General features: G+C 59.2%; 19 protein-coding genes. 10 read left to right on the forward strand and 9 right to left on the reverse strand.

Features of this window, described 5'->3' with window-relative positions; translation table 11 throughout:
- Window positions 1-119: 119 nt before the first annotated feature.
- The gene (locus AB8B20_RS13240; RefSeq protein ID WP_439073073.1) at window positions 120-1,334 is read right to left on the reverse strand and encodes a GGDEF domain-containing protein; all 1,215 of its coding nucleotides are present in this window, start codon (window positions 1,332-1,334) and stop codon (window positions 120-122) included.
- Between the two features lie 298 nt (window positions 1,335-1,632).
- Between AB8B20_RS13240 and AB8B20_RS13245 the strand changes: the two genes are divergently transcribed.
- Window positions 1,633-2,559, forward strand: coding sequence for a YiiG family protein (locus tag AB8B20_RS13245; RefSeq protein ID WP_439072833.1), 927 nt, complete (start codon window positions 1,633-1,635; stop codon window positions 2,557-2,559).
- Window positions 2,560-2,636: 77 nt separating this feature from the next.
- Window positions 2,637-3,050 (forward strand): NAD(+)--rifampin ADP-ribosyltransferase, encoded by a 414-nt coding sequence (gene arr, locus AB8B20_RS13250; RefSeq protein WP_439072834.1) that lies wholly within the window; start codon window positions 2,637-2,639, stop codon window positions 3,048-3,050.
- Window positions 3,051-3,417: 367 nt separating this feature from the next.
- Here the strand turns inward: arr and AB8B20_RS13255 are convergent, their stop codons facing one another.
- Window positions 3,418-3,663, reverse strand: coding sequence for a ribbon-helix-helix domain-containing protein (locus AB8B20_RS13255; RefSeq protein ID WP_439072835.1), 246 nt, complete (start codon window positions 3,661-3,663; stop codon window positions 3,418-3,420).
- A 798-nt stretch (window positions 3,664-4,461) separates the two neighbouring features.
- Here AB8B20_RS13255 and AB8B20_RS13260 point away from each other — a divergent pair.
- Complete coding sequence (locus AB8B20_RS13260) at window positions 4,462-4,806, forward strand: hypothetical protein (protein WP_439072836.1); 345 nt, start codon at window positions 4,462-4,464, stop codon at window positions 4,804-4,806.
- 554 nt (window positions 4,807-5,360) lie between these two features.
- Window positions 5,361-7,826 (forward strand): autotransporter family protein, encoded by a 2,466-nt coding sequence (locus tag AB8B20_RS13265; RefSeq protein ID WP_439072837.1) that lies wholly within the window; start codon window positions 5,361-5,363, stop codon window positions 7,824-7,826.
- 223 nt (window positions 7,827-8,049) lie between these two features.
- Here AB8B20_RS13265 and AB8B20_RS13270 read toward each other — a convergent pair whose 3' ends face one another.
- The 3 genes from AB8B20_RS13270 to AB8B20_RS13280 all read right to left on the reverse strand — a co-directional run bounded on the left by AB8B20_RS13270 (window position 8,050) and on the right by AB8B20_RS13280 (window position 12,359).
- Window positions 8,050-8,931 carry an FkbM family methyltransferase gene (locus AB8B20_RS13270; protein WP_439072838.1) on the reverse strand — a complete coding sequence of 294 codons (882 nt, stop codon included), beginning with the start codon at window positions 8,929-8,931 and terminating at the stop codon, window positions 8,050-8,052.
- A 319-nt stretch (window positions 8,932-9,250) separates the two neighbouring features.
- Complete coding sequence (locus AB8B20_RS13275) at window positions 9,251-10,432, reverse strand: acyltransferase family protein (RefSeq protein ID WP_439072839.1); 1,182 nt, start codon at window positions 10,430-10,432, stop codon at window positions 9,251-9,253.
- A gap of 121 nt (window positions 10,433-10,553) precedes the next feature.
- Window positions 10,554-12,359 (reverse strand): serine aminopeptidase domain-containing protein, encoded by a 1,806-nt coding sequence (locus AB8B20_RS13280; protein WP_439072840.1) that lies wholly within the window; start codon window positions 12,357-12,359, stop codon window positions 10,554-10,556.
- Window positions 12,360-12,846: 487 nt separating this feature from the next.
- Here AB8B20_RS13280 and AB8B20_RS13285 point away from each other — a divergent pair, with 487 nt between their 5' ends.
- Genes AB8B20_RS13285 through AB8B20_RS13305 form a run of 5 tightly spaced genes read left to right on the forward strand, consistent with a single transcriptional unit; the run spans window position 12,847 to window position 18,750 of the window.
- Window positions 12,847-13,092 (forward strand): acyl carrier protein, encoded by a 246-nt coding sequence (locus AB8B20_RS13285; RefSeq protein WP_184511818.1) that lies wholly within the window; start codon window positions 12,847-12,849, stop codon window positions 13,090-13,092.
- A 31-nt stretch (window positions 13,093-13,123) separates the two neighbouring features.
- Window positions 13,124-14,305, forward strand: coding sequence for an acyl-CoA dehydrogenase family protein (locus AB8B20_RS13290; RefSeq protein WP_439073074.1), 1,182 nt, complete (start codon window positions 13,124-13,126; stop codon window positions 14,303-14,305).
- A 26-nt stretch (window positions 14,306-14,331) separates the two neighbouring features.
- A complete protein-coding gene (locus AB8B20_RS13295; protein WP_439073075.1) occupies window positions 14,332-15,240 on the forward strand; it encodes an amino acid--[acyl-carrier-protein] ligase in 909 nt (302 codons plus the stop codon).
- 3 nt (window positions 15,241-15,243) lie between these two features.
- Window positions 15,244-16,236: a DUF1839 family protein gene (locus AB8B20_RS13300; protein ID WP_439072841.1), complete on the forward strand. Its 993-nt coding sequence runs from the start codon at window positions 15,244-15,246 to the stop codon at window positions 16,234-16,236.
- A 33-nt stretch (window positions 16,237-16,269) separates the two neighbouring features.
- Entirely contained in the window at window positions 16,270-18,750 is a 2,481-nt protein-coding gene (locus AB8B20_RS13305; protein ID WP_439072842.1) for a glycosyl hydrolase 2 galactose-binding domain-containing protein, read from the forward strand.
- A 243-nt stretch (window positions 18,751-18,993) separates the two neighbouring features.
- Here the strand turns inward: AB8B20_RS13305 and AB8B20_RS13310 are convergent, their stop codons facing one another.
- Both AB8B20_RS13310 and AB8B20_RS13315 read right to left on the reverse strand, forming a co-directional pair.
- Window positions 18,994-20,106, reverse strand: coding sequence for a M20 family metallopeptidase (locus AB8B20_RS13310; RefSeq protein WP_439072843.1), 1,113 nt, complete (start codon window positions 20,104-20,106; stop codon window positions 18,994-18,996).
- A 41-nt stretch (window positions 20,107-20,147) separates the two neighbouring features.
- Entirely contained in the window at window positions 20,148-20,972 is an 825-nt protein-coding gene (locus AB8B20_RS13315; RefSeq protein ID WP_439072844.1) for an IclR family transcriptional regulator, read from the reverse strand.
- A 79-nt stretch (window positions 20,973-21,051) separates the two neighbouring features.
- Here AB8B20_RS13315 and AB8B20_RS13320 point away from each other — a divergent pair, with 79 nt between their 5' ends.
- Entirely contained in the window at window positions 21,052-22,344 is a 1,293-nt protein-coding gene (locus AB8B20_RS13320; RefSeq protein WP_184511675.1) for an ArgE/DapE family deacylase, read from the forward strand.
- Between the two features lie 150 nt (window positions 22,345-22,494).
- Here the strand turns inward: AB8B20_RS13320 and AB8B20_RS13325 are convergent, their stop codons facing one another.
- Window positions 22,495-22,971 (reverse strand): SRPBCC family protein, encoded by a 477-nt coding sequence (locus AB8B20_RS13325; RefSeq protein WP_439072845.1) that lies wholly within the window; start codon window positions 22,969-22,971, stop codon window positions 22,495-22,497.
- A 39-nt stretch (window positions 22,972-23,010) separates the two neighbouring features.
- Window positions 23,011-23,874, reverse strand: a complete 864-nt coding sequence (locus AB8B20_RS13330; protein ID WP_439072846.1) for an SDR family oxidoreductase — start codon at window positions 23,872-23,874, stop codon at window positions 23,011-23,013.
- Window positions 23,875-23,950 lie beyond the last annotated feature (76 nt).

Here is a 23,950-nt window from a genome sequence, read left to right on the forward strand (position 1 = left end):
ATATCGTAAGTTATGCGATTCGGAGCGGATCGTGCCTAGCTGGCTCCTTGGCAGGCATGCCGAAAACTGCGTGGCCTCCCTCTGATCCTGGTTCGAATTCCGGTGCGAGCCAATCCTGACTACGTTGCCCGGTCCAATCGCAAACGTTCTGCTCGAGCGCGTGCATCGATCACAGCGCTCGGTGACGCTGACGAAATCGTGCGGTTTCGGCCCGTCCGCTTCGCTTCGTAAAGTCGCCCATCAATCCGTTTGTACAGGCTCGGCCAGTTATCTCCCGGTTGCAGCTTCCCAACGCCGAAGCTCGCGGTGACCTGCCTCGCTCCCCCCAGGACAGAAAAGCTGTTCTGCTCGAAGGCTGTCCTCAACCGTTCGGCATAATCAACCGCTTCCTGTTCCTCTGTATCCGGAAGGAACACCGCAAATTCCTCGCCGCCCAGTCGCCCGACGATGTCGCGTTTGCGCGACGCGTTGCGCATTATGCGTCCCACCTCTTCCAGGACATCGTCTCCGACGTCATGACCGAGGGTGTCGTTGATGCTCTTGAAGTTGTCGATGTCGCACAAGGCGAACGCAGCACGGCCCGATCCGTGTTTGAGCAGATGGGCAGACACCCGGTCTTGAAAGCCGCGCCGGTTCAGAATGCCGGTCAACAAATCGAAATCGCGTTCGCGGCGGAGATCGTCGATCATGTCGGACACCGCCGCGGCGAGGACGGCCAGCGCCAGGCCAGCGCCGAGCACGGCGAGCGCAAGCTGGAGTGCCTGCCAGAACATCGAATTGCCGAACGTGATCTTGTCGATCGGCGCGGAAAATCCGACCGTGAGCAAGGTGCGGGGAAAAAAATGCAATCCGAACAGCAACAGGACCCAGAACAGAGCCCGATCGACATACGGCCCGCGCGCCAACGCGGTGAGCCGCCCAGCTGCGAGCAGCATCAGCAAGCCATAGCCGAAATTCTGGATGTAGACCCGGGCGATGAGATTACGATCGACATAGAAGAAGTAGGCGAGCAGACAAACGAAGCCGGCAAGGATCGCCATATCGATGACCGGACCGAGCCCCTTCCCCGAACGCACCAGGATGCCCTCCACTGCGGAGATCACCGCCGACGTGTAGAGCGCGCCCGACACAATGGCATTGACGCCCACGCTGGGAGGCAAACTCAGGATCTGCGACATCGCGCCGAGAGCAAACAGGACGCACGCGCTGGCCAGCAAAAGCAGGTAGTTACGCTTTTTCTCCACGAGCCACGCGCAGACGAAGGCAACCCCGAAGACGAACAATATTCCGGGCGTGATCAGTTGAAGCGTAGTCTTGACGATGACCCCATTCATCTCGTTCAAACTTTCCAATAGGCCCCAGCCGTTGCGACGCACGGCTTGGGGATGCTTCGTAGACAATGAACACTGTCAAATCTGATCGAAAATGCCTCAAAAGCGAATCGACTTCCGGGAACCGATCGAATGGTTGCTCAACGGGTCGACTACCGTAGCTAGCTCATGGGGAGCACCAGATCGATGCCTTTACGGGTCATAGCGCCAAGCGCGGCAAGTGCTGGCTGCAATTATACGTCTCCACTATGGTGGGCGCGATCACAAAGCATATCGCCTCAAGGCGCTGGAGACCCCGTTGATGATTTCTTTTCGCGCGTTCGCCATTGCTGCTGCGACACTTGCCATGACACCAGCCGGCACCGAGCGCGCAGCGGCGCAAACTTCTCCTGCGACCGAAAAGCTCAACGCCTATGTCGGTTGCATCAATCGGCTCTCGGCGCGTGCCTATGACTCGCGGTCGCGCTATTTCAGCTGGGCGCCGAAGTCCGGGCCGACCGGCAAGGAGCGTATCATCTACGGGACTTATACCATCTATGACACCGCAGATTGCGCAAAGAACGTCGCAGCGGCCAATACGCTGGAGCCGCGCGATAGTGCACTGGAGGCTGCGGCGTCAGCGTATGTCAGTGCTGCGACGGCGCTCGGCCCGCTGCTGAAAGAAGCCGACGACTATTACACGCAGGAGAATTACAAGGACGACAAGATGGCCAAAGGTCGCGCGCTGCACCCTCGTCTTGTCACGGCATGGGATGCGTTCGCTGATGCCGACAAGAAGCTGCGCGCCGGCGTCGAGGCTATCAACGATCGACGTAAGGCCGAGGAACTGATTGCGATCGAGGCCAAGGAAGGCAAGAAGACTCGCTACTATGTCGAAGCGATCATGATCGATGCCAAGCGTATGCTCCGCCTGCAGGATAACGACAAGCCGGACGTTGAGGCGATCACCAAAGCAGTGAGCGAATATGAAGCGAACATGAAGGCGCTGGAGGAGACCTCCGCCGCGGACGGTGAGAAGGTCGGCTCAATGTTCGCCAGCAGCGCAAAGTCGGTTCTGGTTACCGCGAAACAATTGATGCGCCGGATTCGTGACAAGGTGCCTTATACTTCCGGCCAGAAAATGATGATGAGCCCGGGTAGCGCTTGGATGGTCGAAGGTTCCCCAAAACGTCTTCTACGGGACTACAACCAGCTAATCGAGGCGTACAACCGTGGCACCCGGATATAGCCGACCCATAGAAAGCTAGGCGGCCATTCACTATTCGCCGATTGAACCTTTCGCATCACGAGGCAGACGCGCAAGCCATGTCGGTTACAGCCAGTGTTTTTTCACAATCGTTCTTCCATGGAACGCGCGCAAACCTGCAGCCTGGCGACCTTATCGTGGTGGGCTGTCGTTCCAACTTCACCGATGCCGCACCGCTGTCTTGGATTTATTTTTCCGCAACGCTCGACGCAGCGATCTGGGGAGCGGAACTGGCCTTTGGCAGCGAACCGCCGCGCATTTACGTCGTTGAACCAACAGGGCCGTGGGATGACGATCCGAACGTTACGAACAAAAAATTTGCCGGCAATCCAACGTTATCTTATCGCTCCCGCGATCCTTTACGGGTTCTTGGCGAAGTCACCAAGTGGGCCGGGCACTCTCCAGAGAAGCTTAAGCAAATGAAGGACGGCCTATCTCGTTTGAAGGCGGAAGGAGCCACTATCATCGATTGATTTAACCGCGACCATCGCGATCAAGACGATGGGCGGGATTTGCACGAGCGCGGTTGGATGCATCGGACGGTTCTATTGAGGACGGTCGTCTTGGAAATGTGCGAGGGCGAACAGTCGGATTGCCGACTGGCTAGTGGAAGTATTGTTTCGGCGACCAGTGCCCTGCCGCAGAATTTCAAAGCCTCGTTGGCCAGAGCGGCGCTTTCAGAGATGCCAGCAAATGCGACGTGGCGACTGGCCTGTTCTACTTGCGCTAGACGTTCCGACATGGATTGGATGCGGATAAATGTATTATCAGAGAACCAGAACGATCAATGATATCTCGCGAGGTTAAGGGCGGCGTCAAGTCCCGATGTCTAACGCTCGTTCACCGAATTCCTCGCATCTGCTTGTAGTGATTTAGCGTGAAAATGCGAAGAGCCGACGAGAGGTTAGTTCTATCGCGGCCCTCGGCTAGAGCGCTGATGAGATCTGATGTTGACTGCTCGCGTTCAGCAGCGATCTCCTTGATCGAGTCCCAGAATTCATCCTCTAGACTGACGCTCGTCTTGTGGCCGCCTATCACAACTGATCGCTTCCGAATTCCAGCCGCCGAACCGCTGAGGCCTTCCACTTACTTTTCTCCCGCCCATTCTGCGGACGGATGTAGGTCAGCGACCCTGAATGCGTCATGAACGATTTATTCAGGCGTTAGCACCTCGAGTTAATGCTATGGGCCAGGTGCAGCTACCGCTGTCTGACCTCGAGCTCGTCGCCGGATGCATGGCGACATGACCAGGTTTCGCCCAGAGGAGCCGGTCGGTTATAACGGCGTGAGACCGCGGGGCCGTTATCGCAGGTGCAATGGCCGTTCGATAAAACAAATATCTCGGGACCGCCGACAAGATCGCCGCTCGCGATTTCCTGAAAGCTGCTCGGAAGCTTGTTAAAGACAGCATAGCGCGCGCAGCTAAGTTCGGCTGTGACAGCGGGCGGCCCAATCAGGCCAGTTATTGCTGCACCGAGAATCATCGACCTAAGAACGCGGCGGCAAAAGCTCGTCCGGGCGAGCTCGAGCCCGCGCCCTATCGCGCGGCTCAGCGGGCAACGAGTTAAACGATCTCGGGAACGCCCCCCGCGACGAACTTTGCGCCAGCCCTGCATTGTAATGCTCCTGTTCTTCATCTGTCGCATCTCGCGGAGGACGCGTTCACGTGGCGCACTCATCCGGCTCACGTTGGACTAAATTGTTCCTGATGATCCGTAGCTGCTCGGCGTTCTTATGGAGCGACGCCCGAAACAGTCGCAAATTGGAGGCGCCCCCGCCGCCAAAAAAAGACCAAAATCACCATCATTTTCGACGCCTGGTACCAGCTGACGCAGTTGCGCGTCGGCTTAATTCCGCGGCGACGTAGGAATACGGAATACGGGAATGGCAAAAAAGCTTCTGCCCAAGGGCGCGCTCGAACATGCAGTGCTGGTTGAGCTCCGCTCGTGCTACGGGTGCGAGGACGTTAGCGGCGTTGAGATTGAACTTATATTGGATGATCGTTTTTCAGAGAATTGGCGCATAGCGAATCTTCAGAGGCCCACCAAAGACGTCAGCCGTGCCGGTCCATCTGAACTGCCCACCGTCACTCGCGCGGTCGCTTCGGTGCAAAGAAGGCTGCGCGAGATTTATGGCGTCGATACCTCCTTCAGGACCAGCAGCACTGGCGCCTTCGAGGCGGCCACCAGTGACATCAACAGTCGACCGCGCGAAGAAATGCGGCATTAAGGCTTCCGGCGGAGTGACGCTGGACGGCGTCGCGTGACACGCCTTCTATGGTGATGTGATGTCATCGATTGCCCCCACTGGCAGTCTGATAGCTGCAGAAGCAGGTTTGACGCCCTTGTTCTCTCTCGAAAGGCTTTGTTAAGCGTCTTTCGTTGCGCGAGCGACACAGGCTGCGTGTTAGTTCGCCCTGAACAAGATCCAGTTATTGTCGGATTGATTTAGCTCATTTACCGTCGCAACTGTTCTTCCCGGATTGCATGCTTCAAGATTCGCATCCTTGAACGCTGCGGACCCATGCGATTGGAATTAGCGTCATGCGCGAATGCGTGAGCGATGTAACAATCGGACGACAGTCAGATGACTTCCGCCGGAAGATTCTGGATCGCGCGCGGCGACCTCCACCTGCCAGCCGCAGGGCGCTCTGGCTCCACTTGTTGCTCGCGAGCGTGTCGGCTACGGCGCTGACGCCTCTGTTTGCGGGATCGGCATCGGCCCAGACATGGCAAGGAAATGCGAGCAGCGACTGGACCGACGGAGCGAACTGGAACAGTGGAGTGGCGCCGACCGCCGCCACCTTTGCCACCATCGATCCGTCGTCGCCAAATCCAACTGTCCTCGGCGTCAACGGTCCGGCAACCGGCGCGACACGTAGCATAGTTGTCGGTCAAAACGGGACCTCGGCCAATCTGACGATTCAGAACGGCAGCACGCTTACCAGCACCTCGACTATTTTTGCGATCGGATCGACTGGAGGAAGCGCCGGCATCGCCACCGTGACCGGAGCCGGCTCGCAGTGGATTCTATCCGGGGTCGTCTTTAACGTGGGCGCCAGCGGGACAGGCACACTCAATATTCAGAATGGCGCACGGGTTGCCGCCCAAAACGGTCTGCGGCTGGGAAACAACACCCTAGGCTCGGGCACGCTCAATGTCACCGGCGGCGGTACGCTGGAGACCAGCTTCCTGCGAAGGGGAACTGGCGCGGCGCAGGCCAATTTCGACAATGGCTTTTTGAAAGCGACGGCCACCAACGCAACCTTCATCAGTGGATTTTCCGGCACGAACCTCAACATCGTCGCGGGCGGGCTGACGATCGACACCGGCACATTCACGGTCGGCACCGATGCGGCATCGGCCTTCACGGGTGTCGGTGGGTTGACCAAGACCGGTACCGGCATTTTGAACCTCGCCGCAAGCAGCACTTATGCCGGCCAGACGGTGATCCAGGCCGGTACGCTTGCGCTGACCGGCGCGGGCGCCATCAGCAATTCGAGCCGCGTCGTGGCCAATTCGACGTTCGATGTCACGGGTATCACTGCGGCTGTCACAAACATCCAGAGCCTGGCGGGAAGCGGTGCCGTCGCGCTGGGCACCAAGAACCTGGCGATCACCAATGCAAATGATCTGTTCTCCGGCGTCATTTCCGGCACCGGCGGACTAACGCTTAGCAGCGGCATGCAGATCCTTTCGGGCGTCAACACCTATACCGGTGGCACTACGGTGAGCGGCGGCACGCTCAGCGTCAACGGCAGCGTCTGCGGCGCCATGACCGTGCTGGCCGGCGGCACGCTGCAAGGCACCGGCACGGTCTGCGACACGTCGAACGCAGGCATCGTGGCGCCCGGTAACTCTATCGGAACGCTCACCGTCGCGGGCAACTACACCGGCAATGGCGGAACGTTGCAGATTGAGACGGCGCTCGGCGGCGATTCCTCGCCGACCGATCGGCTTGTCGTCACCGGCAATACCGCAGGCAGCACCAATGTGCGGGTGATCAATGTCGGCGGCAGCGGCGCTCAAACCGTCGAAGGCATCAAGATCATCGATGTCGGCGGCGCGTCGAACGGCGCGTTCTCACTGCTCGGCAATTACGTCGTTCAGGGCCAGCAGGCCGTGGTCGGCGGCGCCTATGCCTATACGCTGCAGAAGAACGGCGTCAGCACGACGACCGACGGCGACTGGTATCTGCGCTCCAGCCTGATCAATCCGCCGTCTGCATCGGGTCCAGAAGCGACTGCGGGCCCGCTGTATCAGCCCGGCGTTCCACTTTACGAGAATTATGCACAGGTGCTGCTCGGCATGAACGAGCTGCCGACCATGCAGCAGCGCGTCGGCAATCGCTATTGGGGCGGCAGCGATGCCATGGCGCGCGCAGGTGTCGCGGCGGCACCAGGCGACGGCTCTTCAGCGCCCACGGCGTTCTGGGGCCGCATCGAAGGCGGCCAATCCAATTTGCAGCCCTCCACCACCACAGGCTCGACCTATAAAGCCGATCAGTTGAAAGTGCAGGCCGGCCTCGACGGTCTCCTGATGGAAAACGAGCGCGGAAGGCTGATCGTCGGTCTCACCGGGCAATATGGTCTGACGACTGCCAATGTCGCCTCGGCCTTCGGCAACGGCCGGATCCGCGTCGAAGGTTCGGGTGTCGGCGGCACGCTGACCTGGTTCGGCGACAACGGCTTCTATGTCGACGGCCAGGCGCAATCGATGTTCTACCGCAGCGATCTGTCCTCGGTGCTGGCCGGCAGCCTGACCCACGGCAATGAAGGGGTGGGCTATGCCTTCAGCGCTGAAACCGGCAAGCGGTTCTTTGTCGGCAACGGCTGGTCGCTGACGCCGCAGGCGCAGCTGTCCTATTCGAAGGCGGAGTTCGATCGCTTCACCGATCGTTTCGGCGCACCCGTGTCGCTGCGCGACGGCGACAGCCTGCTCGGCCGCGCCGGACTTGCGCTCAACCACCAGAAGACCTGGAACGACGGCGCGGGCATCGTGCGCTCAGATATCTATGGCATCGGCAACCTGGGCTACGAGTTCCTCGACGGCACCCGTGTCGATGTCGCCGGCACCGGCTTCGCCAGTGCGCAAGACCGGCTGTGGGGCAGCATCGGCGGCGGCGGCACCTATAGCTGGGCCAACGGCCGCTACGCCGTGTTCGGCGAAGTCTCCTATAGCGCGAGCCTTGAAGACGCGGCGGCGAACCGCAGCTACAAGGGCACTGGCGGCTTCCGCGCCACTTGGTGAACGGGCGCGCTGTCCACGTAACTTATGCCTGGATACTAGCTTTCTGTCGGATCGTTGGATCCAGCTCGCAGTGTCGCCTTGAACCGGAATGCTTGTGCGAAAATCGCTTTCAATTCACGAGCGTCGTCCTAGGGACTGGAATCGCCGTGTTCGTCGTCAGCAATCCGTGAAGGGCGATGCCGCACCGTCAACGACCGGGGTCGGCACCGGATCCAGGCGACCTTCAGATAAGGCGATCGCCAACCCGGAACGCATTTGCCTTGCGGACCTTCTCACTTATCCTCGCCACGTCCCGCACATAGATTGTATTGAACTTATCCATACCCGTTGTCGGTTCGAGTACGCGCGTAAATCCATCGTATTTCGCTGTGACAAAACCGTTGCTGAGAATCGTGTTGTGCATTGCGCGATCGTCGAGATTGTAGTCGGAGGCCAGCCCGAGCGTCTCAACGATGATGATCTCAAGCTTGGGATCAGCAAGAAGCCGTTTCGCTCCCGCGATTACCGCGGGTTCAAATCCCTCCACATCGATAACCAGCATGTTCGGAATCTCCGGGAACACGTCGTCAAGTGCCCGGACGGGAATTGATAGCCCCGAGCCATCCAAGACGATCCGGTCGTTTCCCCCGCGGTCGGTGGAGAAATTCAGATCGGAAGCCTCCCTTCCCGCCCCCATGTTGAGCGTGGTCACCAGGTTCGACACCTCATTGATCGCCACATTGTCGCGCAGAGCTTTGAATGTCGACGGCACCGGCTCCATAGCGATCACGCGCGCTTTTGCTACGCTGCTTGCGGCAATCGAAAGTGCGCCGATATTGGCGCCGACGTCCCCCAACAGATCGCCTTCCCCCAGGAAGTGAAGCGCGAGCGAGACTTCTTCGACCTCAGGCAAGCCGAAGTAATAGTTCACCGCAGCACCTGGCATCTGTTTGGAGATAATAAGCCGGGAATCCCCGACGAAGGGCAAAACGATGGGCTGCTGAATGGCGCGGCTGGCAACCTGCCATCGCATGAACCTTAAGAACGTACGACGTTTATTCTCGCGCGCCAGCGGATGGCGGTTTGCGAAGCGTGAAAGATGGTAGAGATCGGCCAGATTTCCCATAAAGCATGCCTTCTGAAGATTGCCTGATACCAAACATGGACTGCAGTGCAGGATATTGAGGGAGCAAATGGCGACGCCCCTCCCTCGGAAGCCGTAAAACTCCCGAAGTATTTCCAACTTTAATCTAATCGTCAGTTCCGCAGCATTTGCCTCAGCCGCCAACGAGGACCGAACAGCTATTATCGGTACTTGTCTACGGCAATCGCGGGGAGTTCAGATTAACGTAAACGGTCTCTAGGAGACCGCCATCTCTCACCTAGAGCCTCCCAACGATCGCGGACAGTCTGCTGTATCAGGCGCGAAGACAGGGACGCAGTCTTCAATGTGACGGCGCCCCTGTGGGTAACGCTTCGACGACGGGGCTCTCCGCAGGCTGGCCCGGCGCTCCGCCAAAGTTTTCCTTGAAGGATGATAGCGGGCTCTCGAGAGCAAAATACGAGAGAACAGAAAGTGCAAGGGTAATGGCGAAGGCGAGGACAACCTGCGCCAGTGGCGCTTTATTGCCGCTTAGCGCACCATCGTTCAGGCCCAAAAAGAACAACACCGGGAGATGGACAACGTACATCGCGTAGGAGATGTGGCCGAAGCCGCGCAAGATCGGCATCGACAGAAACGTGGTCAGCCCACGCTTCACGACACCATCGTCGAAAACCATCGTACTGACGAACGATACACTGATCATCGCGTAGGCCGCCAGAGCCAATGTCCAATACGCCGCTTGGGAGGTGATGATGTCAGTGCTCCGGCCTACCCGATCGGCAATCAGTAGCAAGATCGCGACCGCCAGAAACAGCACGCAATGCCGTCCACGCAGCGAGCGTTTTTCAAACTCGCGAACTGCCAACCAACCGCCAAGCGATAGTGACAGCATGCGTGTAAAGATCGACATGTAAACGAGATCGCCGGACAAAACGTTATCCCGGCCACCATAACCTGTAGCGATCACGAGGCCACTGACGATTGCAAGAGCGGGAACCACACGCCCTGTAACAACGCTCAACAGGCGCTGCGGCACCAACAGGACCAATAGCGGCCAAAAGAAATAAAACTGCTCCTCGACGGAGAGCGACCAGGTTTGTTCAAGCGGATGCGGCGCAGGATGAAATGGGTGGTAAAAATTAAATGTGTAGGTCAGCAGACTGAGCGTATCCCACGGCCCAAAATGAAAAACGAAGTAGCAAGAGCCCACGGTAATATAATAGACCGGAACAATTCGCAGTGCGCGGCGAGCGTAAAAATTAAAGAACGAAATGCGGCCGGTCTTGGCGCGTTCCCGCAGCAATAGCCGGGTAATAAAGAAGCCACTGACGGCGAAGAAAATGTCCAGCACCACATAAGCTGCCCGGGGCGCCTGATTGAGCTTCCAGGCCATGTTATACATGTCACTGTCAACCACTTGCGGTAAGTGGCTGAAGACGACAACGAGCACTGCCACGCCACGAAAGCCGTCAAACGCCGGAAATTGTGCCAGCCGTTTTGAGCTGACCTCTGGGTCAGACATAATGGCCCTCCTCCACAAGTTCGATAGGGTTAAGCTTCGTCAATTGAACGTAGACAAACGACATGGACACGTTTCCATGACGATCCTCGAGCCGAGGATACTGCGAAGCATTCGAGAAACATTAGTGGCGCAAGAGAGATCTCGAGGGGAACTTGAAAGCCTGACGGTGCTGTTCGCGGGATGGCGGTGACGAAGGCGCCGCAAGCGCACCGCACAAGGCGTTCGTTAGTCGCGCGCGCGCTGCCGAGTGGGTGAAATCGTGGTCGGCATCAGGGATTATCGAAACCGAGGCCTTCGGATAGCGGCGTAGCCGCGCGCCCCTTCTTCCCATATACGTGCGGAATTCGCCCAGTGCGTGATCTCCTTCCGAAAATAACATCGCCAGACGAACGCCGCGACTTTCGAGAATTTGGAAACGGCGATGACCCTCGCTGTAAAGCTTCTGACCGGCCCGGCCCGGGATGTGGCTCACTATCAATGAGACAGTTCGAACAAGGCGTTTGGAGAAAAAGATAACCGGAGCTTTGACGCGCAAATTGCCTGACAGTAGTCGTCTCAGGCTTCGCTTGCTAAACAACATCGCAACAGACCCGCCGATGGTGCGATGGGCCGATAACAAGGCTTCAGCGACGGTTTCCCGTGGGTCCCAGACAAAACGCATGATATTGATGGCGATGACATTGCGAACGCGCACATCTTGCACCGCAGCCTGGAATGCGGCGTAAGCACCACTGCAGCGTCCGACCAAGGCGATCGGGCCGGCATCGAGCTTCTCTACATAGTCGATCGCGTGACGCAGGTCAGCAGTTTGCTCTTCCGAATAAAGTACTTCGGCCGGCGCGCCTGCCGACGCCGCACTGTCGCCTATACCGCCGGCGTCCATTCTCAACGAAGCGATCCCGCGCTCCGCGAGGGCGCGAGCTTGTTCTACTGCCGCGCGCCCCCAGCCGATGTGATAGTCGCGCCCCGAATTGGCGAGCACTGCGATAGCTGAAGGCCTTCGACCGAGTGGCCGACAGAGGACTCCGAAGAGCCGCTCGTCTGGCCCAAACCGAACCGGTAACTCGTCATAGTGAGGTCCGACGATTGGCCGCGCGGGACCTACCACTTTGGCAGGGCAGTCGGTGCCCGTGGTTGGAGAATGCCCGAGATTGTCGATCCATGACGCGATACGTGTCAGCGTGCCGAGCTGTGGACCAGCCAAACTTGGATTTTGCAGGATATTTTCATACCCCTCGTAGTCGATGGACGAAACATTGGCTCCGAGCGTCTTCAGGTGGTTGCCGATTGAGCTGTCGCGGGACATTTGATTGCGCTCAACCAAAAGGACCCGTGCGGCGGGAGGCTCAGTTTTCCGAGTGAGATCGATAGTTTTGATGGCTTCGGCACGCCCGCTCGCCAGAGGAATACCAGCGACGCTATAGCCATTGTCGGAAGGGTCCGGTTCGATACCAATCCGATCGGTCAGCATGCGCGACCAGGCCTGAAGTTCACGAAGATAGACGCGGCCTTTGACGACCGGCGCCATCAGGACCGTTGCTGCAACGTCGGATAATTCGGCTCCGAGTTGGGCGGCCAGACTAGCGCCAAGCCCTTGTCCAACCAGAACGAGTTCAGTGCCTGGATTGTATTCCCGCAAGAATGCAACGCACCGACGGGCAGCAACAAACCAGTCGGAGAGGCCTTCGGGTTCACCAACGAGATCGATAGCATCTGCTGTGCCGGGATAATCGAATCTGAGGCATGCATGACCTGCGGCGGCAATATACTCGGCCAAAGCCCCCCATGTGGCGCGGGCACACAATTCCTCATATCCGATCGGCGCGAGCAACAACACCGCCTTGCGTCCGCATCGATCAGCGCTGCCGGCGTGATAGAAGCCGCCGAAAGTATCAAACGTTACAGGTGCGCCATATCGGGATGTCATGATCTTGAGACTATCACAGCTTTCCGTTCGTCAACCGAATGGCGTCAACAGATCGATATTGTCGCTGCTAAGCAGCCGCCTTAGCACACGGTAATTTCTTTAACTCAGGGGCGACGAAGGTGTCATTCGATATCGCGTTCCATCATTAACGTCTCGGCGCGTTACGTTACCGCCGATAGTTAACTATTTGCTAATCGCGGCTGGTTATCTCGCGCGATCGACTGAACCCGCTGATCCTAATATCGACGCCGTTGCTCGAAGCCACCCGACCAATAATCGCGACCACAGTAGTCGGCGTCAGATTATCGAAATCGTCCATTTTGCGTGATTATATCTTCATTTCGTTAAGCTTGACGCCGGAACGGTCTTTTGCATTTGAGGCTTATTACGATCCTCTCCACCTTTGATTGATATCTCGTCCATATCACTATGAGCCGCTCGCGTCCCTGGCGAAGCGATGGACCTTTTGTAGCGTTGGAGAAACTTCATGCGTGACCGTGTCCGCACCATTGTCGGATCGCTGAACCTGCTTCCCGTTCCGGTCGATGGCTTATCCGACCAGGACAATCTGTTCGATGCGGGCATGACATCGTTCGGTTCGGTTCAGCTGATGATGGCCATCGAGGAAGAATTCGATATCGAATTTCCCAACAGCCTGCTGACTCGCAAAACATTCGCCACGCTTGGTGGGTTGATTGCTGCTGTCGAGCAGCTCGTCTCTGAGAAAGTCTAGGGTCATGATCCCGAACGCGGTGAAGCAAGGCATTGACGTGCCCGAAGCCGTGTCCTGGCGTGACGCGATGCGGCGGGTTGCCATCGAGGTTGCTTCGCCAAATGCTGCTCTTGCGGACCTAACCGCGACGTTTCCGGCGCAGACATTCGAAGCCCTTCGTCGTAACAAGATGCTCGGCTTGATGGTACCTAGAAGCCTTGGTGGCCAGGAATTGGAATTGCGCAAGATTGCCAATCTTTGCGCAATTCTCGCGGGCGCGTGCGGCGCCAGCGGCATGATTTACGCCATGCATCAGATCAAGCTATCGAGCCTGGTCGCCCATGGGATGCAAACCGAATATCATCGCGCCCTCATGCGCGATGTAGCTGTCAAGCAGCTACTGATCGCGTCGTCGACCACGGAGGCTGGTATCGGCGGCGATCTGCGGATATCGAATTGCGCGATCGAGACGATGGGTGATCGGGTTTCGCTGACAAAGCAGGCAAGTGTCCTGTCCTATGCCGCGGAAGCCGATATCATCATGGCGACCGCGCGGCGCGGTCCGGCGTCGATCGGGTCCGATCAGGTCCTGATCGCGCTGCGGCGTAGCGACTACCAACTTCAGCGCACCGCTGAGTGGAATACGCTCGGCATGCGCGCCACCTGCTCCGAGGGTTTCCTGCTGACGGCAACAGCCGGAGCCGATCAGATCTTTCCGAAGCCGTTCCACGAGATCGCGGTGCAATCCATGCTGGCCACCGCGCATGTTCTGTGGGCGAGCGTCTGGTTCGGGATCGCGACCGATGCTTTGTCGCGCGCGCATGCCTCGGTTCGAGCAACGGCGCGGCGCGTGCCGTCCGATTTCGCGGGGCCGCTCCCAGGCGCTGCTCGACTGGCCGAGGCCACCGCCAAATTGCAGACGTTCAAGTCCACGCTCGTCGCCCATATTGAGCGGTTCGAGACTGCGAAACGCAATGAAGACGATCTCAGCTCGATCAATTTCGCGATCGAAATGAACAATCTCAAGGTCATGGCTTCGACTATGGCCGTCAACATCGTACGTGAAGCGCTGATGGTGACGGGCATCGCCGGCTATCGCAACGACGGTCCATTCTCGGTCGGCCGCCATCTCAGGGATGTGCTGTCGGCGCCGCTGATGGTGGCTAACGATCGCATCCTCGCCAACACCGCTGGCCTCGTGGTCGCGAGCCGATTTGACTCAGATCTGGAGTGATGGTGATGAACGCGCCTGTTAAAGCCGTGCAAAGTCCGGAAGCATTTCTCGACGCCCTGTTCGACGAGTCGATCCTGATCAGGACCGGCGTCGATGGCGTCTATGGCCGCGCCGGTGTGTTCGAAGAGGTCATCGATGGGTTCGAAGCCGCGGTGACGAAAATAGCGGTCGGCGATCAGGCGACGCGGATTCATTTTCCGCCGGGCATGCCGCGCAAGAATCTTGTGAAAGCCGGTTACCTGAAGAGCTTTCCGCAATTGGCCGGCTGCGTCCACTCTTTCATGGGCGATAACGCCGACCATGCCAAGTTCGTCGGCATGATCGAGCGGGGCGAAGACTGGACCGAGATGCAGGATGCGACGGAAGTCGCGCTGACGCCGGCTGCCTGCTACCCGCTGTATCCCACTGTCGCGGCGGAAGGTCCGGTGCCGGAAGGCGGTCGGCTGTTCGATCTCAAGTCATACTGCTTCCGCCATGAGCCCTCGAAGGATCCGGCGCGGATGCAGCTGTTCCGGATGCGCGAATTCGTCCGCATCGGCACGGCCGACGAAGTGACGTCTTTCCGGGCCACCTGGCTCGAGCGCGGCGAAAAGCTTATTGCTTCGTTGGGTCTGCCTTGCGTTATCGATGTGGCCAACGATCCCTTCTTCGGGCGCACTGGCCGCGTCATGGCGTCGAGCCAGCGCGACCAAGGTCTGAAATTTGAGTTGCTGATCCCGGTCGCCAGCGATGAAAATCCGACCGCGTGTCTGTCATTCAACTATCATCAGAACCATTTCGGCGGCCTGTGGGGCATGCATTTCGCAGGCGGCGAAGTCGCACATTCGGCCTGCGTCGGCTTCGGCCTGGAGCGGACGGCGCTGGCGCTATTCCGTCACCACGGCACCAAGGTCGACGCGTGGCCCGCGGATGTCCGCCGCGTGCTGTGGGGCTAGGCCTTGCAAACCGCCTGCGCCATCGAGGGACTGGATCCCGCAACCTATGTGCGTCACGGGCTGCATGATCCCGCGCGCAACTGGCCCGAGACGAACTGCTACGTCGACCTGCTGATCGAAGTACTGGCCCGACGCGGGCATGATCCCCGGGCCGCGCTGGCTTTCACGGTCGCCCAGGATTACGAGGGCGACCAGTTCACTTTTTTCAAGATCCCGGCCGCCGATCTCGCGCTGTTGTACGGCATCGAGATTCTGGAGCTCGCGATCTTCGATCAGCTGGAAGATCACGCGCGCGTGCAGTTGACGCGGGGCCGTCTGCCGCTGATCGAGGTCGATTCTTACTACCTGCCGGATACCCGCGGCATCACCTATCGTCACAGTCACAGCAAAACGAGCATCGGCGTCAACGTCCTGGATTCGGTCAACCGCCGGCTCGATTACTTTCACAATGGCGGATACTTCCGTCTCGAAGGCGAAGACTTCGAGGCGCTGTTGCGGCCTGTGCGTGACAACGGCCTGCCGCTTTTCCCTTACGTCGAATTCATCAAGTTCGGTCCGGCGTCTTCTGCCCATAGGCAGATCGAGATGTCTCGCACATTGCTGGCGCAGCACCTGCGTCGCCGTCCGGCGCGGAATCCATTTACTGCATGGGGCGACGTGATCGGTGCCGACATCGGCCGGCTGATTGAACGGCCTCCTGAGTGGTTTCACACCTACGCCTTCAGTACATTACGTCAGGCCGGTGCGAATTTCGAACTGCTCGCGACCTATCTGGCGTGGTTGCAGGAGCACGGTGACCCGGCGCTGGAGCGCGCCAGGCTGGCCGCGGAGGCGATCGCCGGCGGCACCAAGATCATGCAGTTTCAATTCGCCCGTGCCTCAGCCCGCGGCAAGGTTCCGGATGTGGCGGATGCCATCCGCCAGCTCGCGACCGACTACGATATCGCCCTCGACAGTCTCATGAACGGTTTCGCGGTTCGCGGCGCCGCGGCATGATTTCTCTGTGACCTGATCGGCCTGTTGATTGCCATGACCGACATCCGCGCCATGACGGGACGCAAGGTTCAGTCGCTCGACCGTGGCTGGGAACTGGCGCTGTCGCTCCCTCAGGCATGGCAAGAGCCCAGCGGGTTGAGTGAAGCCGTCTGGTTGCCCGCGATCGTCCCTGGAACGGTCTCGGGCGCGCTGCGGGCGCTCGGGCAATGGAGCCTCATTGACCCTCAGCCGCTGCATGACAAGGACGTCTGGTACCGGCTCCAGATCAGTGGAAACGGCAAGCGCAAGCTGCGGTTCGAGGGGCTCGCGACATTCGCCGAGGTTTTCCTCGATGGCAGACTCATCCTGACCGGGAGCTCGATGTTCGAGCCGTATGAGGCCGAGATTGTGCTCGGCGGTAAGCATTGGATGCATATCGCCTTCCGGAGCCTCCGCGGCGCGCTGGCAGGAACGAAAGGCCCCCGGCCACGCTGGAAGACGATGATGATCGAGGAGCCACGACTGCGGTTCCTGCGCACCACGCTGATCGGGCACATGCCCGGATGGTGCCCTCCCGTCGATGTGGCCGGCCCATACCGGTCTGTGCTGCTGATCGAAGAGGGAATTGTTCGCGCCGACAATCTCGATCTGCGCAGCCGGCTCGACGACACCGAAGGCGTTCTGACGCTCGCGCTCGATCTGTCGGGAGTGGCCAAAGGCGTGACGCCGGTCCTGCACTGCGCCGGGGCGGAGGCGCTGCTGAGGCCGCTCGATACGGACGCGCCGCCGGCCGGTGCAGCGCGTTGGCAGGGCACACTGCGGATCCCCGATGTGGAGCTGTGGTGGCCTCACACCCATGGTAGCCCGACGCTCCATGCGGTGACCATCGACATCGGTGCCGTCCGGATCGATGTCGGCGAGGTTGGATTTCGCCGGATCGCGGTCGACCGCGGGCCGGACGGAAATGGCTTCACCCTGCATGTCAACGGCGTCCGCATTTTCTGCCGCGGCGCATGCTGGACGCCGATCGACGTGGTCAGCCTGCAGGCATCCGAGGCGGACTACGCGCGGGACCTTGGCCTGGTGCAAAATGCTGGCCTCAACATGGTCCGTCTCAGCGGGACCATGGTCTATGAGACCCCGTGTTTCCACCGCCTCTGCGACCGGCTCGGCATCATGGTCTGGCAGGACGTCATGATGGCCAATTTTGATTACCCGTCGGATGTGGCCTTTGCTGAAGTCATCCGCAGCGAAATCACGACAGTCGTTAGCCGCTTGAGTGCGTCGCCATCATTGGTCGTGATATCAGGCGGCAGTGAGGTTGGTCAGCAGGCTGCGATGATGGGCCTGCCGCGCCAGATGCGCGACGTACCACTGGCGGAAACCGTCATTCCCGAAGTTTTGGCGGGCTGGTGTGACGTCGCCTATGTGCCGGGGTCGCCGTCCGGCGGCGTGCTGCCCTTCGTAGCCGAAGCGGGCCCGTCGCATTATTACGGCGTTGGCGCATATTTGCGGCCCCTCGACGATGCGCGCCGCGCCAATGTCCGCTTTGCCTCCGAGTGTCTCGCTTTCGCCAACCTGCCGGACGATCGTCTCTTCGCTGACCATCGGCTCGATCCTGTCAGCAATCCGGAACGCTGGCTCGCCGGCGTCCCGCGAGATGGCGGTGCGTCTTGGGATTTCGACGATGTGCGCGAGCATTATCTTCTGGCGCTGTGGAACGAAGACGGCCGCAGCCTGCGCTCCAGCGAACCCGGGCGCTGGCGCCAGCTATCGCGCGCGATCACAGCCGAAGTCATCGAACGGACGATCGACGAATGGCGCCGCCCGGCCTCCACCACCGCTGGCGCGCTGATATGGCTGTGGCGCGACCTACAGCCCGGCGCAGGCTGGGGCCTGCTGGATTGCTACGGCCGCCCGAAATCGGCCTTCTACGCACTGCGCCGCGCCTCGCTGCCACTTCGCTTGTCGATCACTGACGAAGGCACCAACGGGCTCTACCTCCATCTCGTCAATGACACGCCGCGGGCCGCCGCGGGCAAACTGACCTTGCGTTGCCTGAGAGACGGCAAGACGCCGGTGATCGAAGCGGTGCGCAATGTGACCATCGCGCCGCATACCGGGCTTTCAATCGGAGCGTTCGAGATGCTCGACCGGTTCTTCGACGCCGGTCACTGCTATCGCTTTGGGCCAGCGGCGCATGACACCGTGCATGCAATGTTCGCAGCCGAGGACTCCGATCAACCTCGAGAGGCCTTTCATTTTCTTTGCTCCCCGACGTCGGCGATTGACCAGAAGATTGGCGCAGTGCTTGGTGAAGACGCCGCCGGTTTCTTTCTCGACCTGCAAGCCGCCACGACGACGCGCTTCATTGAAATCGCGGACAACGAATTCCTGCCCGACGACAATTACTTCCACATGGCATTTGGGCATCGCAAGATCGTGCGTCTGGTACCGCCCCGGCATTCGTCTGATAATCTGCGCCCATCGGGACGGGTCTCTGCGCTCACTCTGAAAGGTGACGTCAAATACTGACTAGGGCAGCGATCCGCTAATTCTTACAGCGGGGGCCGGTCAAGTTTCGCTTGCGTGAACTGGCTGTTGAAGCGTGCCGGGGCGAGATCAACGATGGCATCGAACGGACCCGGCGACGGTCAGCTAGTCGCTAGCCTAGGTTTTTTATTCTATAATGTATGTATGCGATTCCGATTTTCTTGAAGCGCAGCGCGCCTCAAGGCGGGATGCCGGCTTGAGAGGCCCTTACCTCCCCACAAAAGGTTACCTGCAGATACGGTCTATAAGCTGAGTGTAGATGTCGAATGCCTCATCAATTCGCTCGACGTAGCAGAACTCATCGGTTTGGTGGCATTGCGCCGCTTCGCCGGGACCGATGACGACGGTTGGCACATTGTTAAACCCCGGCACCAAGGCAGAGGCATCGGTGAAGTAAGAAGCGCCGGCCGGCACAGGGGGAGCGCCCAGTCGAGCGGCCAGGATGTCCATCAATGGTTCAATCGCAGGCTCGTCGGGTGCAGTCGCGAACCCTTTGAAATCGGTGACCAGCTGTATCGATGCTTCAGCTCCCAATCGCTCTTGGATGTCTGCAATGAGCACCTGATGGTCATGTCCGGGCACTGTGCGAAAATCGACTGTAACGCCTGCCGAATCGGGAACGGAGTTGATGTTTTGACCGCCGAAGATCGTGGTGACCGAGGCGGTCGTCCTCCCTAGCAACGGGTGTTCGTTCTCAGGAAACTTCAGAGCTTCGATAAGTCCGACCCAGCTCGCAACCTTATACACAGCGTTTTCGCCCAGCTCAGGCATCGAAGAATGCGCTGTCTTTCCTGTGGCCGTGATTCTCAGCCTGACCGAGCCTTTATGCGCGATGATAGGAAGATTCGACGTCGGCTCCGCAACGATCAATAGCTCTGCGTCCCCAAGGGCACCCTCGCGTGCAAGGTGGAACGCTCCTTGGCACCCCGTCTCCTCACCTGCGGTGATGACCAGCGTGATGCCGCGTTTCAAGCGGCCTTTCTTGGTCGCTTCGACCGCAGCAACAATGAAGGCTGCGACGCCAGCTTTCATATCGCTGGCGCCGCGCCCGATGAGCTTGCCCTCACGAATCTCCGCCGCGAACGGCGGTGCCGACCACGGCTTTTCTCCAAGCGGCACCACATCAATGTGGCCTGTGAAGACAAGTGGCTTTAGTGCCTCCGTGCCAGACAACCTGGCGAGGATTGACGGCCGTCCCGGCGCGAACTCGTAAGCTGTAACGGCAAGGCCGGCATCCCGCAGTAAATCGGCAATATAACCTGCGCAATCCTTTTCTCTGCCGGGCGGGTTGAGGGAATCAAATCGCACCAAGGCTTGTGCAAGTTCAACGCTGTTCATTCGATCCTCACTCAGCTTTACTAAAGGGCTATCTCGGTCGGTCATCGTGCGTCGCGGCTAAAAAGCTTCGCGCCAATCTCAGCACTGACCTTCTTGATGAGGTCAAGGTGACGTGGCTTCGCACCTTCGACCAGCTGCGCAGTCAATGTCGTGATGCTGATGCTTCCGGCTAGATGTCCCTGGCGATCGAAGACAGGCACGCCCAATGCCGCCAGGCCTACAACGAAATCATCAACGGCCAGCTCCCAGCCTTGCTTTTGAATTCGCACGGCCTCGGCATTCAGGGTTTTGATGTTGGTCTGGCTTTTCGGCGTGCGTTTCGCAAGCTCAAGCGAAAGGGCGACGGCTCGCTCCTCCGGTGAGATAAAGCCCAACAACGCGCGGGGCCCTGCCCCGCAGTTAAGCGGCGCCCTTGATCCGACAGTGAACCAGGCGGCATCGACATTTGGAATTGAGGCTCGCACGCGCTCGACACAGATGGCGCTGCCCTCATGATGAACCCAGAGATAGGCAGTGGTTCCAGTTGTCTCGCTGAGCTCGCTCAGTAAGGGCGCTGCAATCTCGCGCAGCTCCCTCCCCTTTTCCACGGAGGATGCGAGCTCAAGCACGCCAACACCGAGCGAATACAGACCGCTTGAGGGATCGTGATCAACCAACCCGCTGCATTGAAGCGTATGAAGTAGTCGTCGCGCAGTCCCTTTGTCCAGATCGGCCGCTGCCGACAGTTCGGTCAAGGTTTGACGAGGTCGTGCGATATGGAAGGCCTTGAGGAGCGCGATGCCCCGGTCCAGTGCTCTTACGATGGGAACGCCTGGCTTGTCTGCGATCGTTGCCGACAGCCGTCCGGCAAGTGGGTTTTGTGTCATGTTGTGACACTCTACATCATGTGTTGACACAGACAAGGGCCGTGGACCAAAATGTGCTGTCTCTCACCGGATGGCAGCCATGGTTCTCGACGATACGCTTCGCAAAAAACTGATTGCTTCGGTCGAAGACGGATTTGCCGAGCAGATCGCCTACACGCAGGATCTCATCAGGCTGCAATCCGTGCGCGGCGACGAATTCGTTATTCAGGACCGCGTTTTCAATGAGTTGCGTAATCGCGGATACGCGATGGAGCGCTTCGACATGGACCGTGAGGCCATCGGGCGGCATCCCGGCGGCTCCCCGTTCTCAGACGATCATTCACGCGCCCCGATCGTTGTTGGAACACATCGCCCGCGCGACGAAGCCGGTCGGTCCCTCATCTTGCAGGCCCACGTTGATGTCGTCCCGCCGGGACCAGAGAGCTTGTGGACCCATCCACCTTTCGACCCGGTGATTGAGGGCGACTGGCTCTATGGCCGAGGTGGCGCAGACATGAAGGCGGGCCACGCGGCGAACCTTTACGCTCTCGATGCGCTGCGCAGGATCGGGCTGCAGCCGGCTGCGACCGTCTATATTCAATCCGTCGTCGAGGAAGAATCGACTGGTAACGGCGCTTTGATGACGCATCTTCGCGGCTACAAAGCCGACGCCGTTCTCATTCCAGAGCCAGAAGACGAGAAGCTAGTACGAGCGAACGTAGGTGTTGTTTGGTTTCAGGTGGAGGTGCGGGGTCTACCCGTCCACGTCCGCGAGATGGGCACGGGTGCCAATGCGATCGACGCGGCTTACCGCATCATTGGTGAGCTCCGCAAACTGGAAACGGAATGGAACGCTCGGAAAGCGGGGCGTCCAAACTTTGAAAACGAAGAACATCCTATTAATTTGAACGTCGGCAAAATTGAGGGCGGCGACTGGGAGTCGTCCGTTCCCGCATGGTGTCGAATCGGCTGCCGCGTTTCGATCTATCCTGGCGTCAGTGCCAAGGAGGCAGCTGCTGAGATTGAGCAGCGAATTGCAAAATTCGCGCGGGAAGACTCGTTCCTTTCAAACATTCCCCCATTAGTCACTTTCCACGGCTTCCACACAGAAGGATACGAACTGCCGCCAGGCTCCGAGGCAGAAAAGGTGCTCGCAGATGCTCATTTAGGGGCGACTGGCAAGAAGCTCGAAAGCTTCATGACTGCCGGTTATCTCGATACCAGGGTTTATGCGCTCTACGACAAGATTCCCGCGCTATGCTACGGCCCCTACTCCCAAAACATTCATGGCTTTGATGAGCGCGTCAGTATTGCGTCTCTCAAGCGCATCACTACTGCGATGACACTTTTCATCGCCGAATGGTGTGGCGTTGAGCTTGCCACACCTGAGTGAGTGACAGGCAGTCCAGTTGAGAGACAACGTTCGCCTAACTTTTGTGTAGGCTTATTATCGTAATGAGTGTTATGCGAATCTGACTTGCGCGGCTGTGCCTTCTCGAAGGGGGCGCCTCCCTTAAGACAGCCCCCTTTATTTTGTGAACTCTCAGAGCCGCCCATCCGCGAGCAGCTCGCGGGTGCGCTTTAGTGTCGATAACAGGGCGGCTTTGTAGCCCTTATCCTCGCTGTCGAACTGCGCCTGCTCGGCTTGTTCCTCAGGGCCATGAGGCTTCTTCCCGCGTAAGCCCGTGTAACAGTAGAAGCGGAGCTGGAGCGCTCCGGCCTCATCCACGAACAACTCATTGATGATTGCACCTTCGCGCGGACCGGTAGCCTGGAGAAAGGTCACCTTGCTTCCTTTCTCAAGCACGATGATCTCCCGCAGGTCTACTCCGGCAATCGTGGCCTCGCGCACGAAGTGGTTCGCGCTCTCCTCGACGACGTCGCAGCGCGTGCACAGTCCGGGCGGCAAGAATTCGCGAGCGTCGCGGGCCTTGAGCTCCAGACCCTTCCAGGCCTGGTCGCGAGTGAGTTTGGTTTCCCCCTCCGGGTTTACCGGAACGGTGGCGGTCGAATAGATCATGATAGTTCTCCTTGGATTGTTAGATGACGTCGCGGCGAGCTATGCCGTGATCTGCGCGATGTGGTCGCGATACGAGCGGAGCGGACGGCCGAGCAGCACGGTCAGCCGCTCGACGTCGCCGGTGCCCGGGACCATGCCTTCGGTCAGAAACCGCTCGGCCATCAGGCGCATGTCGAAGGCCATCCAGCTCGGCATGAACTGGCGCAGGTTCTGCTCGAACCCGGCGGTGTCGTTGCCGGGGAAGGTGATCGTGCGACCGAGGACATCCGACCAGATCGCCGCTGCGTATGCGCCGGTGAGCGTGTCGGGCCCAACCACATTGATATAATCGAGCGGAAGGGACGTGGGCGATTGCTCACGGCGGATCAGTTCGATCGCGGCGAGTTCACCGACGTCGCGTGCATCGATCATGGCGAGGCCCTTGTCGCCGATCGGCATCGGGTAGATGCCGTAGCCGGTGACCACGTCCTTGATGGTGATCTCGTTGTCCATGTAGTAGGCCGGGCGCAGGATGGTGGCGCCGAGCTTCATCTGTTCGATCATGCGCTCGACACCGAACTTGCCTGCGAAGTGCGGGACGTTCACGTAGCGGTCGCTGTGGATGACGGACAGGTAGACGAACCTATCGATCCCGGCCTCGCGGGCCACGTTTAGCGCGATCAGCGCCTGGGTATATTCGTCGGCCACGACACCGTTCAGTAGGAACAGCGTGGATACGCCCTTCATGGCGGACCGGAGGGAATCGACGTCGAGCAGGTCGCCTTGGACGACCTCCACACCGTCTGGAAATTTGGCCTTGGAGGGATCGCGAACGAGGGCACGCACCGAGGCGCCACGCTTTGCGAGCTGTTCGACGACATTGCGGCCGATGTTGCCGGTAGCGCCAGTTACGAGGATGGTCATGGGATATTCTCCTATTGGTTGATCACCCCCTGAATATGAGTGGTTCACATATGGTCCGATAGACAGTATATTTGGA

The sequence above is a fragment of the Tardiphaga sp. 866_E4_N1_4 genome (assembly GCF_052076075.1).
Lineage (GTDB): Bacteria > Pseudomonadota > Alphaproteobacteria > Rhizobiales > Xanthobacteraceae > Tardiphaga > Tardiphaga robiniae.

Coding starts and splice junctions, on each gene's coding strand:
- AB8B20_RS13305 (WP_439072842.1), top strand. CDS start 16,270: ATGACCGACATCCGCGCCATGACGGGACGCAAGGTTCAGTCGCTCGAC.
- AB8B20_RS13320 (WP_184511675.1), top strand. CDS start 21,052: ATGGTTCTCGACGATACGCTTCGCAAAAAACTGATTGCTTCGGTCGAA.
- AB8B20_RS13325 (WP_439072845.1), bottom strand. CDS start 22,971: ATGATCTATTCGACCGCCACCGTTCCGGTAAACCCGGAGGGGGAAACC.
- arr (WP_439072834.1), top strand. CDS start 2,637: ATGTCGGTTACAGCCAGTGTTTTTTCACAATCGTTCTTCCATGGAACG.
- AB8B20_RS13240 (WP_439073073.1), bottom strand. CDS start 1,334: ATGAATGGGGTCATCGTCAAGACTACGCTTCAACTGATCACGCCCGGA.
- AB8B20_RS13330 (WP_439072846.1), bottom strand. CDS start 23,874: ATGACCATCCTCGTAACTGGCGCTACCGGCAACATCGGCCGCAATGTC.
- AB8B20_RS13270 (WP_439072838.1), bottom strand. CDS start 8,931: ATGGGAAATCTGGCCGATCTCTACCATCTTTCACGCTTCGCAAACCGC.
- AB8B20_RS13280 (WP_439072840.1), bottom strand. CDS start 12,359: ATGACATCCCGATATGGCGCACCTGTAACGTTTGATACTTTCGGCGGC.
- AB8B20_RS13310 (WP_439072843.1), bottom strand. CDS start 20,106: ATGAACAGCGTTGAACTTGCACAAGCCTTGGTGCGATTTGATTCCCTC.
- AB8B20_RS13315 (WP_439072844.1), bottom strand. CDS start 20,972: ATGACACAAAACCCACTTGCCGGACGGCTGTCGGCAACGATCGCAGAC.
- AB8B20_RS13275 (WP_439072839.1), bottom strand. CDS start 10,432: ATGTCTGACCCAGAGGTCAGCTCAAAACGGCTGGCACAATTTCCGGCG.
- AB8B20_RS13260 (WP_439072836.1), top strand. CDS start 4,462: ATGGCAAAAAAGCTTCTGCCCAAGGGCGCGCTCGAACATGCAGTGCTG.
- AB8B20_RS13285 (WP_184511818.1), top strand. CDS start 12,847: ATGCGTGACCGTGTCCGCACCATTGTCGGATCGCTGAACCTGCTTCCC.
- AB8B20_RS13245 (WP_439072833.1), top strand. CDS start 1,633: ATGATTTCTTTTCGCGCGTTCGCCATTGCTGCTGCGACACTTGCCATG.